This is a genomic window from Snodgrassella sp. B3882, from assembly GCF_026535915.1.
GTDB lineage: Bacteria > Pseudomonadota > Gammaproteobacteria > Burkholderiales > Neisseriaceae > Snodgrassella.
The window spans coordinates 39094-58733 of the sequence record NZ_JAFNPF010000003.1; the positions used below are offsets into that span (position 1 = coordinate 39094).

15 protein-coding genes and 1 tRNA gene are annotated in these 19640 nt (G+C 38.1%); 12 read left to right on the top strand and 4 right to left on the bottom strand.

Annotated features, from left to right (window positions below; genetic code table 11):
* Window positions 1-268: 268 nt before the first annotated feature.
* Window positions 269-3946 carry an autotransporter outer membrane beta-barrel domain-containing protein gene (locus J3U68_RS09440; RefSeq protein ID WP_267376388.1) on the bottom strand — a complete coding sequence of 1226 codons (3678 nt, stop codon included), beginning with the start codon at window positions 3944-3946 and terminating at the stop codon, window positions 269-271.
* 616 nt (window positions 3947-4562) lie between these two features.
* Between J3U68_RS09440 and J3U68_RS09445 the strand changes: the two genes are divergently transcribed.
* From J3U68_RS09445 to J3U68_RS09470, 7 genes are all read left to right on the top strand, one after another.
* A tRNA-Lys gene (locus J3U68_RS09445) sits at window positions 4563-4638 on the top strand.
* Between the two features lie 373 nt (window positions 4639-5011).
* Entirely contained in the window at window positions 5012-5389 is a 378-nt protein-coding gene (locus tag J3U68_RS09450) for a DUF5362 family protein (protein WP_267376389.1), read from the top strand.
* A 128-nt stretch (window positions 5390-5517) separates the two neighbouring features.
* A complete protein-coding gene (locus J3U68_RS09455; RefSeq protein WP_267376390.1) occupies window positions 5518-5904 on the top strand; it encodes a DUF5362 family protein in 387 nt (128 codons plus the stop codon).
* A 206-nt stretch (window positions 5905-6110) separates the two neighbouring features.
* On the top strand, window positions 6111-6260 hold the full coding sequence (locus J3U68_RS10725; RefSeq protein ID WP_416384664.1) for a DUF5362 family protein: 150 nt from the start codon (window positions 6111-6113) through the stop codon (window positions 6258-6260).
* Window positions 6261-6777: 517 nt separating this feature from the next.
* Window positions 6778-7191, top strand: a complete 414-nt coding sequence (locus J3U68_RS09460) for a DUF4878 domain-containing protein (RefSeq protein ID WP_267376391.1) — start codon at window positions 6778-6780, stop codon at window positions 7189-7191.
* Between the two features lie 406 nt (window positions 7192-7597).
* On the top strand, window positions 7598-8218 hold the full coding sequence (locus J3U68_RS09465; RefSeq protein WP_267376393.1) for a YiiX/YebB-like N1pC/P60 family cysteine hydrolase: 621 nt from the start codon (window positions 7598-7600) through the stop codon (window positions 8216-8218).
* 908 nt (window positions 8219-9126) lie between these two features.
* Window positions 9127-11568, top strand: coding sequence for an autotransporter outer membrane beta-barrel domain-containing protein (locus tag J3U68_RS09470; RefSeq protein ID WP_267376394.1), 2442 nt, complete (start codon window positions 9127-9129; stop codon window positions 11566-11568).
* Between the two features lie 47 nt (window positions 11569-11615).
* Here the strand turns inward: J3U68_RS09470 and pgl are convergent, their stop codons facing one another.
* Window positions 11616-12311, bottom strand: a complete 696-nt coding sequence (gene pgl, locus J3U68_RS09475) for a 6-phosphogluconolactonase (protein ID WP_267376396.1) — start codon at window positions 12309-12311, stop codon at window positions 11616-11618.
* A gap of 652 nt (window positions 12312-12963) precedes the next feature.
* Here pgl and lysS point away from each other — a divergent pair.
* A complete protein-coding gene (lysS, locus tag J3U68_RS09480; protein ID WP_267376397.1) occupies window positions 12964-14487 on the top strand; it encodes a lysine--tRNA ligase in 1524 nt (507 codons plus the stop codon).
* A gap of 44 nt (window positions 14488-14531) precedes the next feature.
* On the opposite strand, the gene J3U68_RS09485 is transcribed toward lysS, so the two are convergent.
* Entirely contained in the window at window positions 14532-14993 is a 462-nt protein-coding gene (locus tag J3U68_RS09485; RefSeq protein ID WP_267376398.1) for an FxsA family protein, read from the bottom strand.
* Window positions 14994-15282: 289 nt separating this feature from the next.
* Here J3U68_RS09485 and J3U68_RS09490 point away from each other — a divergent pair, with 289 nt between their 5' ends.
* The 4 genes from J3U68_RS09490 to J3U68_RS09505 all read left to right on the top strand — a co-directional run bounded on the left by J3U68_RS09490 (window position 15283) and on the right by J3U68_RS09505 (window position 18435).
* On the top strand, window positions 15283-16008 hold the full coding sequence (locus tag J3U68_RS09490; RefSeq protein ID WP_267376400.1) for a peptidoglycan DD-metalloendopeptidase family protein: 726 nt from the start codon (window positions 15283-15285) through the stop codon (window positions 16006-16008).
* Window positions 16009-16123: 115 nt separating this feature from the next.
* Complete coding sequence (rsmA, locus tag J3U68_RS09495; protein WP_267376401.1) at window positions 16124-16909, top strand: 16S rRNA (adenine(1518)-N(6)/adenine(1519)-N(6))-dimethyltransferase RsmA; 786 nt, start codon at window positions 16124-16126, stop codon at window positions 16907-16909.
* A 39-nt stretch (window positions 16910-16948) separates the two neighbouring features.
* On the top strand, window positions 16949-17677 hold the full coding sequence (locus J3U68_RS09500) for an amino acid ABC transporter ATP-binding protein (protein WP_267376402.1): 729 nt from the start codon (window positions 16949-16951) through the stop codon (window positions 17675-17677).
* A 416-nt stretch (window positions 17678-18093) separates the two neighbouring features.
* Complete coding sequence (locus J3U68_RS09505) at window positions 18094-18435, top strand: DUF4282 domain-containing protein (protein WP_267376403.1); 342 nt, start codon at window positions 18094-18096, stop codon at window positions 18433-18435.
* 338 nt (window positions 18436-18773) lie between these two features.
* On the opposite strand, the gene metF is transcribed toward J3U68_RS09505, so the two are convergent.
* Window positions 18774-19607 (bottom strand): methylenetetrahydrofolate reductase [NAD(P)H], encoded by an 834-nt coding sequence (gene metF, locus J3U68_RS09510; protein WP_267376404.1) that lies wholly within the window; start codon window positions 19605-19607, stop codon window positions 18774-18776.
* Window positions 19608-19640: the final 33 nt, after the last annotated feature.

Consider the following 19640-nt stretch of genomic DNA (forward strand, 5'->3'; position numbering starts at 1 on the left):
AGGTGATGGTGATGATCCGAAATTTTGCTAGCGCTTGCCAACGTCAACCCAATACAGTTGAAACAGTGACCCTTCATTTCGTAATCCTTTTGTATTCAGTAACCATTCAATTTTCTATCTTATCATTTGTCATTCATCAAACCCATGAAGCGTTTGAACTGAAGCAGTCTTAACTCGATGATTTAGCACAATACCCAATAAAAAATACGGCACTTTTTTCGTCAAGGTGCCGTATCAATTAATAACCGGGTTTGCCAATAAATTTCAATTACCAGTTTATTTTTAAGCCAACCGAACCACTCACTGGTGCTTTCACTTTAGCCTTGCCGCTATTGGACCAGGTATGTCCGATTTCGCCATAAGCAGACACTTTATCACTGAGCCGATAGCTACCACCAATGGCCAATTCGGTACTGGTGTGTGTTGCACCAGCTGATAATGTAGTTGTCGCTGCCTCAGTCCTATAGGTGCTGCGATCAGCACCATTTGGTGAATAAAAAACATTCACACGTGCATAAGGATGCATGACTCCTTTACCTATGGCATAGGTACCTTGCATCCGCGCACCAAGGCGGAATAACCATTTATCATTATGGCTTTGTTTGACTGTTGTCTGTCCACTAATGTCTTGGTCATCCAGATTGAGCCACTGATGAACAATTTGTGCCTGTGGCTCTAATTGCCATTTACTGCTACCGAGAACAAATGGTTTACCTGCTTCAAGCGAGGCGGTTAAGCCATGTCCTTTGACCCGACTATCTGGGTTACCATTCGGTTTAATATCAACACGATGATGAGAACCTTGCAAAACAATATCAACGTAAGCTGCCTGATCATTGGTATAAGTACCATATAAACCAAGGAAATAGCTGTGAACGGTGTTTTTGCCTACATGGTCATTGACCCCGCTGGCAAAACCGTTGACTTTCACATCGCCATACACATAGCCAAGATAGCCACCTAAATGCCAGTTATGTTCATTCCATACATCACTACCCAATTGCAATCCGGTAAAATTGCCCTTACTGCGGATGCGAGCCTGACCATCTTGCTGAATGTCTGTTCGGGCTTCAATCACTCGTCCCCAACTCATTCGTTCAGTTACAGCAGGCGTAGCACCTATACGCTGATGCAAGTTAGAAAGTAACAGACTATCGGCCTGACGCAGCTGAGCAGCCACCGCACCGAATAATGGTACTTCTTTGCGATATAACGGTATTTTATTGGATGGATTAGTCGGGTTAGTTGGGTTAGTTGGGTTAGTTGGGTTAGTTGGGTTAGTTGGGTTAGTCGGGTTAGTCGGGTTAGTCGGGTTAGTCGGGTTAGTCGGGTTAGTCGGGTTAGTCGGGTTAGTCGGGTTAGTTGGGTTAGTTGGGTTAGTAGAATCTTTTTCAGAACGCAGATACCAATTGTTGCCTTGATTCTGTGCATCACCTTTAAATAAATGATATTCATATGCACCAGAATCAACATGTCCTTTAACCAGACTAAAAGCATTATCCGTACTTTGTCCTCCAACGTTGACCAGTTCGATGCCATTATCTTTCGTTGCGGCACCCAGTCCATTGATAGAAGAAAAATCTATAAATGTATGACCACTGGTGTTACCCGTCACAATCAACCTGTCAGCTATATCATTGCGATTATTGGTTTCCGTATTCAGGTTTAAATCTAATACTAATCTGCCATCCTGCCCTACGTAATGACCAATAATTTTCAAACTGTTATCAGGTTGATTATTACCTAAACTAATGCTTCCGGCATTATTAACATTACCGGTGATAGAGGCTTGATTGATGGTTGAAATAAGATTCACCATCGATCCTGCAGCGATAGAGAGTTGATTGGTATTGAGATCTCCACTCAAAGTGAGCGTACTTTGTTGATCGACATTGATATTTTCCCAATTGCGAATGGCAATGTCCCCAGCACGTCCATTATTGGGGGTATAATTATACGAAGTAGATCCAGTCAATGACTGATTAATATTTAGAGTATCGACCATGCCATCGTTAGGACTGGTATCGTCGCCACCATCTACCATCGTTAAAGCAGTAATATCCGCGCCGGGATTGATAGTCAGCGTATCACTGCCATTTCCAAGCAAAATCTGCCCACTTACCTTAGATCCATTATTCAAAACAACATTGGAATTATCATCATAATCCTGAATAGCCACATTTGAAGCCGCCGCTACATCCGAACCACGGTTTAAAATAATGTCGGAGTGAGCGCCATTTTTCCCATTGATCAAAATGCCGGCCTCACTACCACCATTCACCTTACCATTGACGGTGACATCAGTATTGCCTTGACCCTGATTAATGACGCTAATGCCGGTAATCGCGCCACTGATTGTCCCAGATGACTGCTTAATGATGGTATCTTTGCTCTGCTGACTACTTTCAGATCTGATGCCATAAGTATTTTTGCCCACAATATTGCCGGTGGTGGTAATAGAAGTTGAACCAGACCCATTATTAATGGCATAAATTCCATTTTGATTAGCGTTGATATGATGAGCACTAATCGTTAATCTTTCACTTTGCGTTAGATTTTGGGCGCTAATACCGCTGCCAGTATTTGCCGTTATATCGCCATCAACGTTAATGATGGTGTCTCCCAAACCGTTATTCGTACTGTAAATGCCATTGTTTTGACTATTAATCTGATGAGCATTCACAATGAGCCCGCTTGTACGACCCTCATTTTGCACATGAATCGCATCGCCATTAGTCGTTTCAACTAAACCAGTGGTTATAATCTTGGTCAGCCCCGATCCATTATTTAATGCATAAACGCCACTTGCAACACCATTGATATTTTGCGCTTGAATAGTGAGATTCGTGCCATGGTTAAACGCATAAATACCATTACCATTGTCCGCCACTGCATTTCCGGCAATGTGAATATCAGTGGCCCCACTGCCATTATTAATACTGTAAATGGCATTATTCTTACCCCGAACATCCTGAGTGTGTAAGTTCAAATCCGTGGTTGCTGCCTGATTTTCAGCATGAACTGCATCACCATTGATTGCCGTGATCTGTCCGTCTGCACTAATAGTTGTCGTGCCACTTCCATTATTTTGCGCATACACACCATTCTGACCCCCATTTACTTCTTTTGTGTGAATGGACAAACCAGTGGTCGTGCTTCCATTTTGCGCATAGATACCATTACCATTCTGTGCGGTTAATTGCTGTTGAGCGTCTATTTTAGTTAACCCATGACCATTGTTTTGGGCATAGATGGCATGTTGTTTAGCATTGATAGCTGCACTTTGAATGGTTAAGTCAGTCGTATCATTATTATTAACCGCGTAAATGCCTTCACCATTATAGGAAATAATTTCCCGATTAGCATTGATGACCGTTGCCCCGGATCCATTATTGACCGCATTTATGCCTTTACTATTACTGTGTATCGCTTGCGTGTTAATCTTCAGATTGGTGGCAGAATGATTATTGGTGATGGCGATACCAGTCCCGTCGGACGTGACCATATCCTCGTACAATTGAATATTGATGCCACCTTGACCTGAATTCGTAGCTGAAATATTTTTGATATTTTTATTTCTTACATTGAGCGTCAGATCCCCGGCATTAGCTTCATTGGTGACATTGAGCGTTCCATTGAGCTCATTTTCACTCGTTTGAATATCCACTGCATCGGTATTGCGGTTATCAACGTATCCATCCTGATTAATGGTGGTGCCACTGAAATGAGAAATATAAACTTGATTAATTCCGTCATCATGACATGCCGCATGAACAGATGCTGCTGTTGCGCACTGTGCTTGTACTCTGGCACTAGTGAAAACAGTGACGCCAATTAAACTAATCAGTTTAAATAAGATTTTTTTATTATGCCGCAATCTCGTACGAACAGGCATCAAGTCTGCTCGATAGCTAGCATGTTGCTGAAATTTATATTGTTTGTCCATTTATTTTACTTACAGATGTGAGTGTGAAGTGCCAAATTAAAACCTTGCTTAACGTAGTACCTGTATTAAAATGATTAATACATGTAGTTAGGCTTACATCTGCATTCGACTATAGTTGAAAGCGTATGTCAAAATATTAAATAATTGAATATATTAAATAATTTATAATTAATTTAATTTAAGTGTAGTCAGGTTTAAATTTGATACGTCTTTTTGGGCGTTATTAAAAAAACATGACCACAAACCTCGGTATGATCTTATTCGTACAAGCTAAGATATTGATTTATTCCAAAAAAATTGAAAAAAATTTGCTTGAAATTGCAATAAACAATAGACATTTTTGCAACTAAAAGAGTCGATTGTCTGCATAGATCTATGTATGCAATCATTCATTACCCTTTGTTGCACCTGTGATAGCTAAAAATTAATAGTTGTGTGTTTAATTTGCTGAGAAATGCAATCACTGTAGAGATTAAATCCAGATATTAATTCTAAAGTAAATAATCTTGTCGAATACCTATATGTGCAGGTACAAATCTATTTAGTATTTAGCGTAATTAGTAAACAAAGCCTCTTGACAACATTAAAGCTTATGTCTAAAATGCGCGCTCCTGTTGGGTCGTTAGCTCAGTCGGTAGAGCAGCGGACTTTTAATCCGTTGGTCGAGCGTTCGAATCGCTCACGACCCACCAGCATCACTCTATTTTCCTATTCAGTAATGCATTGCATTGACAAATCCCCAGCTTATATTTCTTTAGATTTTATATTATCTAGCACACATCAAAATTTTAATTGATCCATCATACAATAATGATCATTTAGCTGTAGATTTAGCTCATCTAAGCAAATACATCATTTTAGAATTTATACAACATCCGAGCTAAACGACAGAAAATATTTTTTTCAGTAGATTTAGCTTGAATGATACTCACGATCATTTTTGCGTTAATAACAATTTAAATAATATTTCATAACGGTTAATGAATAAAAAACTTTGTTAATCCTGCTATAAATGTTATTCTTATATCCACTGTTATTGTACAAATTTCTAACTTGGGAAAAATTATGGATTATCGTGAAGGCAATACCATTTCATTTAAGTTAACTGAAATATTAGAAAAAAAATTGAGGTTTATAGCGATCATGCAACAAATTTCCGGAGTGTTGCTGGTTATAGGTGGGGTATTATCCTGTATTGCCATATTCACTGCTATTTACGGGATTCCGATGGCTATTTCAGGATATAAAATGTTTCAAACAGGATCCTCTTTGAACATAGCTAGCAGAACCCAAAGTGGCGATGAATTGGTTGCAACGTTTGAGAATATGCATGGATATTGGAAATTCACATTAATCACATTTATCATGACTGTTTTATTTTACTTGGTTATCCTTATGTTTGGTATCTCTGCCGGTATCATGGCAGCAAAAGGTTTACATTAATAACTATTTTTACATTTACTCATCATAAACTGAAAAACCTCTACTCGATAGAGGTTTTTTTATTCAAAGTAAATAGATTATTAAAACCCGTTCAACTTTACAGCAAATTTTACACTATTGGGAAAATTATGGATTATCGTGAAGGTAATACCGTTTCAATTAAATTAACCGAAATATTACAAAAAAAGATGCGATTTATTGCCCTCATGCAACAAATCTACGGGGTTTTCATGATTATAGGTGGGGTATTAACTTGTTTGGGTATTATTACTGCCATTATCGGGGTGCCAGCGATCATTTCTGGAGTTAAATTGTTTCAATCAGGATCCTCTTTGAATATAGCTTGCCAAACTCAAAGTGGTGATGAAATGGTTGCTACGTTTGAGAATATGCATGAATATTGGAAATTCACATTAATCACAACTATTATTGTGCTGTGTTTATATGCGTTATTTTATGCGTTTATAATATTTGGATTAACTCTCGCTATTTTGGCCGCAAATGGTGGACAATGATCACCATATCCTTATTAATTGATGATAAGACTGAAAAAACCTTTATACGATAGAGTTTTTTTATTGAGATTAAATTGATTATTAAAACTCGTGTAACTTTAAAGCCAATCTTTCCACTATTAGAAAAATATGCATTAATATGCAGACAAGATCATTGCATTTACAATAACTGATACCTGCCAAAAAAGGTGAGATTTACTACGATTATGCAACAAATCTTCGGGCTTCTTATGGTTATCTGCGGGGTAATAACTTGTTTTGGCCTAATCACTGCGATTATCGGGGTAGCAGCGATCATGGCAGGAGTGAAGTTGTTTCAATTAGGATCTTGTTTAAATCTGGCATGCAGAAGCTAATGTGGTGACAACATGATTTCTACTTTTGTGAAAATGCATGAATTGTGGAAATTCACATTAATCACCGTTATTCTGTTAATTGGTTATTGTTCAATTGTCTTTAGGTTGCCAATAATTATGACGCTCTATTTCCTGATAATATTAGCAAGTTCGTTACGTTGATAAGCAGATTAATATTTATTAATGATTATAAAAACACGATAAATTAAACGTTTTTGTCTACGTAACCATTATCGGTGAGAAAAGTTATTGCTTTAGAGAATTTAGCGACAACAGAAGAGAGATGGTTTGATCAACTTAAAATATATCAATAAATAAAGATCTGATCATTGACTGGAAAGACGTCAGAGCGACAAGCATAGCCAATTACCAACCATTGATAACAACCTATCCTAATTACCTTTCTTGATAAATGAAACATTGTGTTATACTTTTTTAAGTTTAATGTATTCAACAGTATTTAATTTTTACAGATCTATATTATGGACATGGTAAAAATGAAGTTAGAGGAAATGCTATGAAAAAATTGATAAGTTTATTAACCACGCTGATGTTGATTTTTGTTATTACTGCCTGTAATAAGGGTTCCACTCCAGAATCAGTTGCAAAAGACTGGGTAGAAGCGATTTATTCAGGCAATGAAAAAACGGTAGTTTCATTAATTTATTTCAAAGAAGAGGAAAAAAAAGATAAAGAATTACAAAAAATATTTTCAGGTAAAATGAAAAAATTGGTTGAGCAAACGTCCAAGTTAGCCAAACAAAACGGCGGTATAAAAAAAATAGATGCTGAGAAAGCCAGGTTATCAAATGACAAACAATACGCAACTGTAAAAGTCAACGTGAGTTTTAACAATAGTCAGGAAATTGATAGCACGGATATAGAGTTAAAAAAGACCAAAACAGGATGGATGATTTATCTGGATAAGTGAACAATATTGATGTGCATAGCGAAAAAATGACAAAATAAAGTTATTGATCAATAATTCATTTTATTGGTCAATGATAGAAAATTAACCAGGGTTTATTTATTACAAGCTGTAAAAGTGCAGTATTGAATAATCAAAAGTGCTGATATGAAAGATTTGCTTTTTGGTTAATTCAAGCAGGTATGACGATAGCTAGGCGAGATGCAGCAAAAAGGTGCGGTAGCCGTGTTTTTGGCTGCTGAAGCGAAATACTCGGATGATTAACAATACGCTAAAGCGGTTGTTACAGTGAAATTCACAGATTCCGCCAACGCAAGTATGCGCAATAGACGATCAATTCAATCTAACGGTACTGGAAAATCCATGACATATCAACTTGTCAAGACTTGCTCATTGCAAGTTTTTTATTATGCGTAAACGTTTTTTAGTCTTGTTGTTGATTTCCTCCATGCTGCTGACAGGCGTGATTGTTACTGTATATGATCGCCATCAGCATTCTCAAATCAATGCATTATTACATTTACCTAAACTTGAGATTGGCGATTGGGTTGTTAGAATGGGGACAGTCAATGACAGTCGCTGGATCAGTTATTTGGGTAAAAGTGAATATTCCCATATTGGTATGATAATTGCCACTGAGCCTAATGTTAAAGTTATCCATGCTACCACCAATGATGAAGAAGAATATTCTGATCAAGTGATTATCTCTGATTTGGATCACTTTCTCAGCCCCCAACTGGCAACTAAAGGCGCGATTATTCGTCCGTTGTTTCTAACTTCACAGCAAAAACAGCAAATTGCTAATTTACTCTTAACTCAACGTGGTAAGCCATTTATTTTAGCTAGTCGGGACAAAAGTCACCTGTACTGCACCACTTTATTATTTGATTCTATCAGGCAAATTGAACCTTCATTCGATCCTAAATGGACGCTTATAAACTATCCTATCTTTGAAGGCGAATACCTGTTTCCGCAATCATTTATCAATTATCCGAATACACAGGTTATTTATGCAATCAAGCATGGATAATTGCAATTGAACGTTGCAAATAAATACAGATTAATCTTACTGAACTAAACAATAACACCCGGTTGCAGCTTAGTTGACACATTTTAGTTAAGACTTAAAAAATTGGATTTTTTCTTTTCTATAATTTTCAATGAATTTTAATACTAAATAGGCGTAATTGATCATCTAGCATATTTTGTGAAGTTTAATTCGTCATATTATGCTTATTAGATAATTGAATAATCAGTATAAAATAAAGTAATCAAGTTAGACCAAAAGCAGAATATTCCCAAAGAAAAATACGTAGGTTATTGATGCAAAGATTGAAGCTGGTAATTAAGCCAAGAAATTCGAATTTGAGCTAATAATGGTCGATATCGACATAAATTATGCCTAAAGCGAGCAAAATTATTTAACCTAAGCGATTGGGTCATTTTTATTCGGAAAAAGTAATAAGCCTGGTTGAAATAATTTGACGATCCAAAATTTCTGAAGAATTGGTCTTCAAATAAATCAGTAAATATATTGGCAATGCTTAGCAAATACAATCATGATCGTCTTAGTTGAGAAAAGGGGATAGATGTTAGATTTTTATCAGTATAGAAGCGAAAAGCTAACAATTCAATTATCTAATTAAGCCAGTAAATAGGGCCCCATCAAAAATTCAGCTGTTGCAAAGTCATCTTATTAACTTGTGTTACTAAACATACCAACCATGATGATTAAATTACCATGATCGTGCATATATGCCATTAAAATATTATTATTTATGCTTAAGTACCGGCACGATTAATGACGTAGTCACGTAATTAATTGATTGCTATCATACAAATATTAAAATAAATAAAATATATTTAACTAAAAATAACACATGTATTGTTAATTATGCTATTATTTTTTTATTATTATTTTAAATATTTGAAACTACGATGAAATCAAATTTTACTCAGACTAAAATTAACGCCATACTTTTAACACTATTTGGTTCTTTTTCTGCTTATAGCATGGCAAGTGGCGTATGTTCAAATCCTTCAGGGTGTCGGATTGGCAGTGGATCAAATTTGCATGGAACAGTTTTGATTTCTGGTCAAAACTATAAAAACTCAGTTCCTAATGTCAACGATTTCTTAAGTGGAGATCATTATAGCGTTGTTTTTGATACCGATGCTTATGGTGAAACTGAACCAATTCAGTTAATTTTTGATAAAAACGCCAATATTGTTTTAGACTCTTCATTTTTAAACGATCCTGCCTATGGTGATAAAAGAGACCACTTCCATCTTACCGGTGTAAATATTGAATCAGATAGCAGTTCGGCAATTATCCCCAAGGGTGTTCAATTTACTTTAAAAGGATATCCAAAACAATTTAATAATATTGGAATGACGGCTGTAGACGTGACTGCTGGTTACGTTGATTCGCAAGCGGATATGAATATTGATTCAGCTAATTCTGTAGCATATGAGGTGTACAGTAGTACGGGTAAAATAGATGCACACGATTCCACAATTAATTTAGGTGCAGATGCATATACTTCTTTCGCGGGTAGGAGTGAAGAAGATGGTCAGTTGAATTTTAAGCGCATCAAAATAAAAGGTAGTGGACAGTGGAATATGGGGGTGTCAGTTTTTGATAAAGGTAATGTTAATTTTATTGACAGTAGTATGAATTTTTCCAATCCTGAAAGTCTTGCATTTAATCTATCAAATGGTAGCAATGTTAATATTGAAAATAGTAGTATCGAAGCAGGTTATGGAATTTCTTTGCATACACGTCAATATACACCCAAGGAAAATAATTTTAATATTAAAAATAGTTCTTTTATGGCGAAAGATGCATTGCTAGGTATTAATGATCGTCGCTTATATTCAGAAGCAGATGAGGATGATGAAAAATTAGGAGATGAATCCATAGCTGCACAACAACCATTTACTTTAACGGCCGATCATTCAAAGTTGGCTGGACGAATTTTTATTGATTTGCGCCCATCGCCAAAAATAACTTTTAATCTTAAAAACGGATCCAGTTGGTTGATCACTGGCAATAGTGAAATGGATGAATTAAATATTCATGATTCAACGGTTTCATTTCGCCATGATGGTCATTCACGCGGTGTGAGTTCCAGAAGTAGCAATAATTTTAAAATATTGACAATTCACGGTGATCTCAACGGCAGTAATGGTGTATTCAATATGAATACAAATCTGGCTGATGGACAATCAGATAAGATCATTATTGAAGGACAGTTACATGGTCAGCATCAAATAAGTGTTGCTGATAGTCGTAAACGTCCGAAAACTGCCAATGGTCAGGTGACTTTAGTCGAGGTAAGAGGTGGAGGAGACGGTGCGTTTTCTATGATGCAAAATTATGTTGATGCCGGTCGCTATCGTTACTTTTTTCAACAAGATGGCAATCAATGGATTTTGAATAATGTTAATGGTGCATTGGCAACCGGAGGTGGTCAGCATGGTTCATATTATGAAATCAGTGATTATGCCAACTCTCTAATTGGCATGCGTCAGGCAGCCAATCAGTTTGTCTATCAATTACAGCAGCCACTCAATACGCGGTTCAATAATTTGAAAGATCATGCACGTACCAATAATTTGTGGTTGGACAGTAATTATGCCAATAATCATTTTGACAGTACACAGACCAGTTATGATTTGATGACCTCTGGATTCAAGCAAAAATCTTATAGTCTGCAATTGGGTTATGATCATATTTTACCTATTGGTAATGAAAATAATCAGCTTTATTTGGGTGCTTTTGTTGGTCGTGGTCATTCAAGTGTTGATTTTAACGGTGACTATAAAGACGGCAACATTAAGGTTTGGACGACTGGTATTTACGCTGGGTGGCAAAACATCAACGGTTGGTTTGGTGACGGATCTTATCGTTATAGTCATTTCAAAACTTCAGCGAATAAAATGGATGATACAAGCTGGAATGCACATAGTTTAGATGTGTTATTTGGTCGGGATATTCGCTTGGCCGATCAATGGGTGGTGACACCTAAGCTTGGTCTGACAGTCGGTCGTTTATCTGGGGATCAATATACGGAATCTACTCATTTTTATCGTAGTCAACTTGGCGGATCGATTAAAACCTCTGTTAATGTAAAACAAGTGAGTTTTACACCATATGTTGGTGCCTATTGGTTGCATGATAAAAATAGCTTAGGCAATGTTATTGTTGATGATGAATATTTGTCTATTAAGGGTGCGGGAAGTTCAGGTTTGTTTGAAGCTGGAGTCGGTGTGGATTTTGATCGCAATAATCATGCGGATTTCAAACTCAATTATGCAAACGGACAAAAAACGGAACAAAAATTCGGTGCCAGTCTGAATTACCGCTATTCATGGTAAAGATGATACAAATAATGGAAAAACGCCGCTTATAAGCGGCGTTTTCTTTATAGCGATTGATAAATTTCTAAATCTGGACGTTGCTGTAATACTGCCCGTATGGGCATATCGTTGCTATCGTTTCCATCTAAAGCTTGTTGAAAAACTTGATTTTGTTTTGCACCGGATAATTGTAAATACAAGTGTTGGCTAGCTACGATGACTGGTAATGTCAGTGAAATGCGATCGTGTGGTGCTGTAAGTGGTTTCATGTCTATAACCAGTTGGTTTGAATGCATATCTAACCCTTTGGCAAGATTAGCAGCATGCGGAAAAAGGGAAGCAGTGTGTCCATCGTTGCCCATGCCTAAGACCAGAACATCTATGGGCAGAGGGAGCTGTTGTTTCAGGCGTTGCCCAATTTCATCAACGCCGTCATAAGGATTTTCCGCTTCAGTAGTCATGCTGATAAAATGGGCTGATTTAGCCTGATTTTGCAGTAAATGTGTATGTATCAGTCTTTCATTGCTGTCTTCATGATGCCGATCAACCCAACGTTCATCAACCAATGTGATGTAGACTTGGCTCCAGGGTAATTGGGTATGACTTAGGATTTGAAATAGTTCAATGGTAATGGGGCCACCGGAAAGGGCAAGAGAAGCTTTACCACGCAGGTTGATGGCTTGCTGTAGATCTTCTCTAATGGCATTGGCCAAGGCTGAATTCATGGCGGTGTCGGTGTCATATTGATGAAGTTGATACATAGGCATCTCCTGTAGTTTGAGTTTGTCAGTTATGTTTGCTATATGGAAAAAAAATCAATTGTTTAGATGAAATCATTATTTGCGCAACTATGGTTAATGAGCTGATTTATATAGATAAATTATGTTAAATCAATTTGTTGATATTCATATTTATAAGCTTAATAAAATTTTGATTTGCTTCGCCGTCATTGACGGATATGCGCCGAAAATGAAAATAGGGTTTTGAAATGGGCGCGATTTGCTCAGGCATTGATTGAGTTGGTGATGGTTATCAATATCAGCCTACTGATTGATTAAACCTATGTAGGTTAATTTATCGCTGGTCAGGATATGCTGTTTGCAATGGCTTGATGTGATGTTGGCAACTAAAAATTAGGCTCTACGTAAGGGATAAATAGGCCATGAGTGGTGTAAATTACCCGTTTTGTTAGATTGTAGTGCAAGAAATGTGACAAAATCAGTTTTTTTATGTATGACACTGTATCGTGATGATAATCATTAAAAGATAAATGGGTGTTTTAGGTGTCAAAATGGCTGTTTTAGCTTAGAATAGACGGCTATTTTTGATTTCCAAAACTGGCATAATGTGCACATTGTGATTAGTTAAAGCGATCTGGTAACAACGGTTATCAGGTATGGTATAGGGATGCATATGAGTGAACAGCAAAATACGCCGGCAGCAGCCGAGCAGACAGAACAATTAGATGAAAATCAGATTATGGCACATCGTCGAGAAAAGCTGACAGCCATTCGTGCGAAAGGCATTGCTTTTCCAAATGATTTTAAACGTGATGCCTTTGCAAGTGATTTACACCAACAGTTTGAGCAGTTCGATAAGGATGCTTTAGCTGAAAAAGCCATACCTGTGAAGGTGGCTGGGCGGATTATGCTGAAGCGGCATATGGGTAAGGCTAGTTTTGCGACGATTCAAGATATGACTGGGCGCATCCAGTTGTATATCAATAATCAGGGTGTGGGTGAAGTTCTGCATGATGAATTCAAGCACTGGGATTTAGGCGATATTGTCGGTGCTGAAGGTGAGTTGATGAAAACCAATCATGGTGAATTGACCGTTCGAGTATCTGCATTACGTTTGCTGACTAAGTCTTTGCGTCCATTACCGGATAAATTTCATGGATTGGCCGATCAGGAACTCAAATATCGTCAACGTTATGTTGATCTGATTACGAATGAGCAGTCTCGTAAAACGTTTATTCAGCGTAGTCAGATTATTCAGGCAATTCGCAATGTGATGGTGGATGAACGTTATCTTGAAGTCGAAACACCAATGATGCATCCTATCCCTGGCGGAGCAACGGCAAAACCGTTTATCACCCATCATAATTCGCTTGATATGGATCTTTATTTGCGGGTAGCTCCAGAATTGTATTTAAAACGTTTGGTTGTGGGTGGTTTGGAACGGGTATTTGAGATCAATCGCAATTTCCGTAATGAAGGCATGAGTACGCGCCATAATCCTGAATTTACTATGATGGAATTTTATGAGGCTTATGCTAATTATCAGCGCATGATGGAGATGACGGAAAAGGTTATCCGTGCTGCGGCGATTGCTGCTACAGGTAGTGCAGTGGTTATGTACAATGGTAAGGAAGTGGATCTGAGTAAGCCTTTTGCTCGCATGACCATTGTAGAAGCTATACGCCATTTTAATCCGCATTATACTGAGGAACAATTGGGTGATGAAGCTTGGTTGCAAGCTGAAATCAAAAAATTGGGTGGCAGTATACCGATGGCACAGGGGCTAGGAAGTTTGCAGCTGGCTTTGTTTGAAGAATGTGCAGAAGGTCAGTTATGGCAACCTACCTTTATTGTCGACTATCCGGTAGAAGTTTCTCCATTAGCGCGGGGTTCGGACACTAAACCAGGTTTAACTGAACGATTTGAGCTGTTTGTGGTTGGTCGGGAGTTGGCAAACGGGTATTCAGAGTTGAATGATCCGGAAGATCAGGCTGCACGGTTTAAAGCGCAGGTGGCACAGTTGGATGCCGGTGATGATGAAGCTATGCATTATGACGCCGACTATATTCGGGCAATGGAATATGGTTTGCCACCTACAGGTGGTTGTGGTATTGGCATGGATAGGCTGGTGATGTTGTTGACTGATGCGCAAACTATTCGTGATGTGATTCTTTTCCCGCAAATGCGAATGGAATAGTCAGGCTTGAAATGGAAGCCGTCCAGATATTACTGGACGGTTTTTTATTTAGGCGGAAGCTGATCAGAGTGTTGCTGAGTTGAGGGTTCCTGATTGGATGAATCGACAGTAAATTCACCTTCGATAATATCATCGTTATTTGCCGAAAATTGGCTGTAAAAAGGGTTGCTGGAGTCCTTGGTCAGAGGTTTTCCTTTTATTGGTAAAAGTAAGATGGCAGCAATGAGGTCAGAAAAGAAACCAGGACTGATTAACAATAAAGCAGCAAAGATAAATCGGAAAGGCCACAATAGTTGATATAGGGAGATTTTGCTACCGGAATTGATGGTGGCTAGCGCGACGAATAATCCTGATATGCCCGTGTTACGCAACATGGACAGACCGAAAAATACGGAAACTACCATTAAGAACAATGTCCATCCGCCACCAATGTAATGGCTCACTATTATAATGGATATGACTTCTAATATTGCTACGATTAAAAATAGCCACCGGATATAACGCATTCTGTGTTTACCTGCTAAGTGTAATGTATTTTAAATGGATGCAGCCGCATATAATTCAATATGCTGGTTATGGAAACTGCTTATTTTCTTGGGTTGATTTTTTTCAGCATGATGTAACGCGGTTGCAAAATGTATCAATGATAGAAACAAAATTTTTGTTTTCAGTGATATAACGATTCTGTTATCCAAGCTATGTTAATATGGCTGCAATGATTGGTTGGTTTATTCTAACAGGGGATAAACGTTCAGGGGCAAAAATTTGATGAAGTTAATCTGGAAAACCGATTGTATGTCAATAAGATATGTTTTGGTGTGCTTCTTTGTCAGTTGCGCGTTCATGGTAGGTGGTTGCTCTAGCAGTCATTATGCTCCAAGCGCACCTGTCGCTAAGGGAAATGAGCATAACGGATATTATAGGGTGCAACGTGGTGATACCTTGTATCGTATTGGCTTACGCTTTAATCAAAGTGTGGGTACTTTGGTGCGTTGGAATAATTTACCGGATGCCAATTCGATTAAGGTTGGACAGTTAATTCGGGTGCGCAAACCGGCTTCTACTGCTTCTGTGCCATCTAAACCCAAAAATCCCCCAGCTAAGCCCCGTGATAGAAATGTGCCTAAGCAAAGTGGTGGCGGTGGTGGACAAACGCCAAATATTAAACTTCAGTGGCCTGTACGTGGAACGGTAATCAGTAGTTTTAACGGTCAAACCCAGAAAGGTATTGATATCGCCGGTGTGCGTGGTATGCCGGTCAAAGCTGCAGCAAGCGGTACTGTTCAATATGCCGGAGAAGAATTACGTGGCTATGGAAAGCTGATTTTGATTAAGCATAGCAATTCTACTATTACTGCTTATGCGCATAATGAAACGCTTAAAGTACGTAACGGTCAGACAGTGCAGGCTGGTCAGGTCATAGCGACGATGGGGGACAGTGGTACGACGGGAGTCAAGCTGCATTTTGAGGTACGGGTGAATAGTCAGGCAGTTAACCCAATGCGTTATTTGCCAAATTGATCGATCAGGCTGTCCGATCTTTCAATTGAATGTGTTTGAAGGTGCAAATCAATGGAAGAATATGATTGTTCGCGGCATGACTGTTTTATAATAGGGCATCTTTGAAGGAATGTATATGAAAGAACATCGCGCCCGTAAACGTTTTGGCCAAAATTTTTTACAAGATAAAGCAGTCATACAAGACATTGTGCGTGCAGTGCGCCCGCAATTTGAAGATACTGTGATTGAAATTGGTCCAGGATTAGCAGCGATTACAGAGCCCTTGGCTGCGTCGGTTAAGCAATTGCATGTGATAGAAATTGATCGTGATATTGTAGCGAGATTACGCCATCTCCCTTTTGCTAGTAAGTTGGTGATTCATGAAGGGGATGTATTGCAATTTGATTTTAATTCAATTGCTGGACGAAAAAAAATCGTCGGCAATTTACCTTATAATATTTCTACGCCTTTGCTTTTTCGCTTTGGTGAATATGTAGATGATATTATCGATATGCATTTTATGTTGCAAAAAGAGGTGGTGGAACGTATGGTTGCAGCAACGGGCACAAATGATTATGGACGCCTGAGTATCATGCTGCAATATTTTTTTGATATGGAATGTTTAATTGATGTCCCCCCTGAATCGTTTAAGCCGGCACCTAAGGTTGATTCTGCGGTGGTACGAATGATTCCACAAAAAGGTAGAATCGGTATTGCTCGTGATTTTGCTCATTTTGCTGCATTGGTAAAGCAGGCGTTTCAACAGCGTCGTAAAACGATTCATAATAATTTGAAGGATTGGGCAGATGATGCGGTTATGATTGAAGTCGGAATTGATCCGGGTGACAGACCAGAGCGGATCGCTCCTGAAATGTATGTGACTTTGAGTAATCATCTGTTAGATGTTGCAGCATCGGCCTAAGCTATTTGTGGCTGGTTGCTTTATGGTACTGAGGAATACATGATTGAATTTAAAAATGTGCATAAATGGTTTCGCGATTTACACGTCATAAATGGAGTAGATCTGAAAGTTGAACAGGGTGAAGTGGTGGTGGTATGCGGACCATCTGGTAGTGGCAAGTCAACGCTGATCCGCACTGTTAATCAGTTGGAAAAAATTCAGCAAGGTGAAATTTGGGTGGATGGAATAAATGTGGCCGCTCCGAATGCTGATCTCAATAAAATTCGAACTGAAGTTGGTTTTGTGTTTCAGCATTTTAATTTATATCCACACTTATCTGTTCTGGAAAATATTGTGCTTTCGCCGATGAAAGTGAAAAAACAAAGTCGTGCTGATGCTGAAAAAAAAGCGAGAGAATTATTAAATATTGTAGGTTTGGATCATAAAGCAGATGCTTTCCCACAGCAATTATCAGGTGGTCAACAACAACGGGTTGCCATTGCCCGCGGACTGGCTATGGAACCTCGGATAATGCTGTTTGATGAACCCACTTCTGCTCTCGATCCTGAAATGATTGGTGAAGTACTCAAAGTGATGAAGGATTTGGCTTTGAGTGGTATGACGATGATGGTGGTCACTCACGAGATGGGCTTTGCCAGAGAAGTTGCGGATAGAGTCGTTTTTGTGGATCACGGAAAAATCGTGGAAGAAGCGCCACCGGAAGAGTTTTTTGCTCATCCGAAACATGAGCGAGCGCAGCAATTTTTAAACCAGTTGCTAACACATTAAAGAGTATTATCTTTGCAATAAGATTTATTTAATATACGAAATCAGTGTCAACAAGGAATAGTTTATTTCGGTTGGCACTTTTTTTATATCTTCAAAAAAAGGTTTGGGCGGTTTTTAATTCTGACGAACTTCAAAAATAAGTGATTAGATTTATTCAAAAGCTTATTTTTACTCGCGACTAATTCATTATATAAACGATATTTAGTTTCAACGACCATCATCTGTAAACAGAAATTTTACCCGCTACATAATGTTGAAGAATAGATCCATTTTCGGTTGCCGAATAATCCAGTTTCAAACTGTTGGTTTTTTATGGCAAAAATAAAATGTATGATATTATTCAATGGGTTAAATGATCAATATGCCTGAAGTGGTAATATATGATTATGACATAGTCTAAATTTGAGGAGAATATGATGGATGATAAAGGTTTTACAATAAAAGATTTTTTCTTTTTTAAGAAGATGTATACCCCGGTTTTCATTACTTTATTTTATTGGTTGTGTTTGTTTTGTATCGTACTGGTTGGTATAGGGATTCTATTCTCCAGTTTTCAATCATTCGAAATGAGTTTTGGCGCTGGATTATTTGGTATTTTTTCAGGAATCATTTTTATTCTAACAAATATCATTTTAGCGCGTTTGGGATTTGAATTAATCAGTATTTTATTCAAAATAAATAGTAATCTGGAAAAGCTGGTATCAAGTCATTCAAGCATAAGTAGTTTAGATAATAAAACCGATCAAGATTCAGTATAGTTATTTGTATTTGATGATGTTTATAAAAAAATCGATATGGGTACTACTTTAATCTGTTTACCTGATCTAGTTTCAATTGCTAATTTTTAGGTGAACGGCATTTAATCATAGTTGGTTGTTAGACAGGTCAGAGCAATAACTGCGTTGACAACCAATGATGATTTATTTGAACAATTAATATCTAGATGGCTTAATATCGATTATTCAGTTTTTAGTGTTATCAATGGTAGATTATTTGCTTAAAACGATGCTTGGTTGGCAATTGATCTTAAGCTTCTTTTTTTAGGTCTAAATATTAGGCTATGAAATGCTTATATTTTCTAATATTAAATAGGTTATTAATATCCCAGTCGCTGACAAATGGTAGAAACTAAACCAGCTTGATTTAGGGTATAGAAATGAAGGCTGGGTGCCCCTTGTCTTAATAATTGGTCGCACATCTCGGTAACAACATCCAATCCAAGTGATTTGATGGAAGCAGTATCATCTGCATAAGATTGAAGTTTTAGTCGCAACCAGCGAGGTATTTCGGCACCACAAGTTTCGGAAAATCGTGCCAATTTAGAAAAGCTGGCGATAGGCATGATGCCTGGAATAATGGGGATATCTACACCTCGAGATTGAACTTCATCGATAAACCAGAAGTAGCTATCGGCATTAAAGAAATATTGAGTAATGGCTGAATGGGCTCCTGCCTGACATTTGCGTACAAAGTGATTTATGTCATCTTCAGCACTGCGCGACTGCGGATGAAATTCAGGGTATGCTGCCACTTTGATATGAAACCAATCATCAAATTCTTGTCGGATTAGTCCAACGAGTTCATTTGCGTATCGTAAGCCTTGTTGTCCGAAGCCAACTCCTGAAGGCACATCTCCACGTAATGCTACTATGTGGCGGATACCCATTTGTTTATATGTATGTAGCAGCTCTGTCATTTCCTCATTACTAGCGCCAATACATGCCAGATGGGGTGCAGCAGCCACACCATCATTCATGATGTCAGTAATGGTTTGAAGAGTACCGGCGCGGGTGGTGCCACCGGCTCCGTATGTACAGGAAAAATACTCAGGCTGATATTGGCTGAGTTGTTTACGGGTAATACTCAGTTTACGCCGACCCTCTTCAGAACGCGTCGGAAAAAATTCAAAGCTAAGTGGAATAACATTCATGATTGACCTGAATGGCTAGTGGTTAGGTTGGTT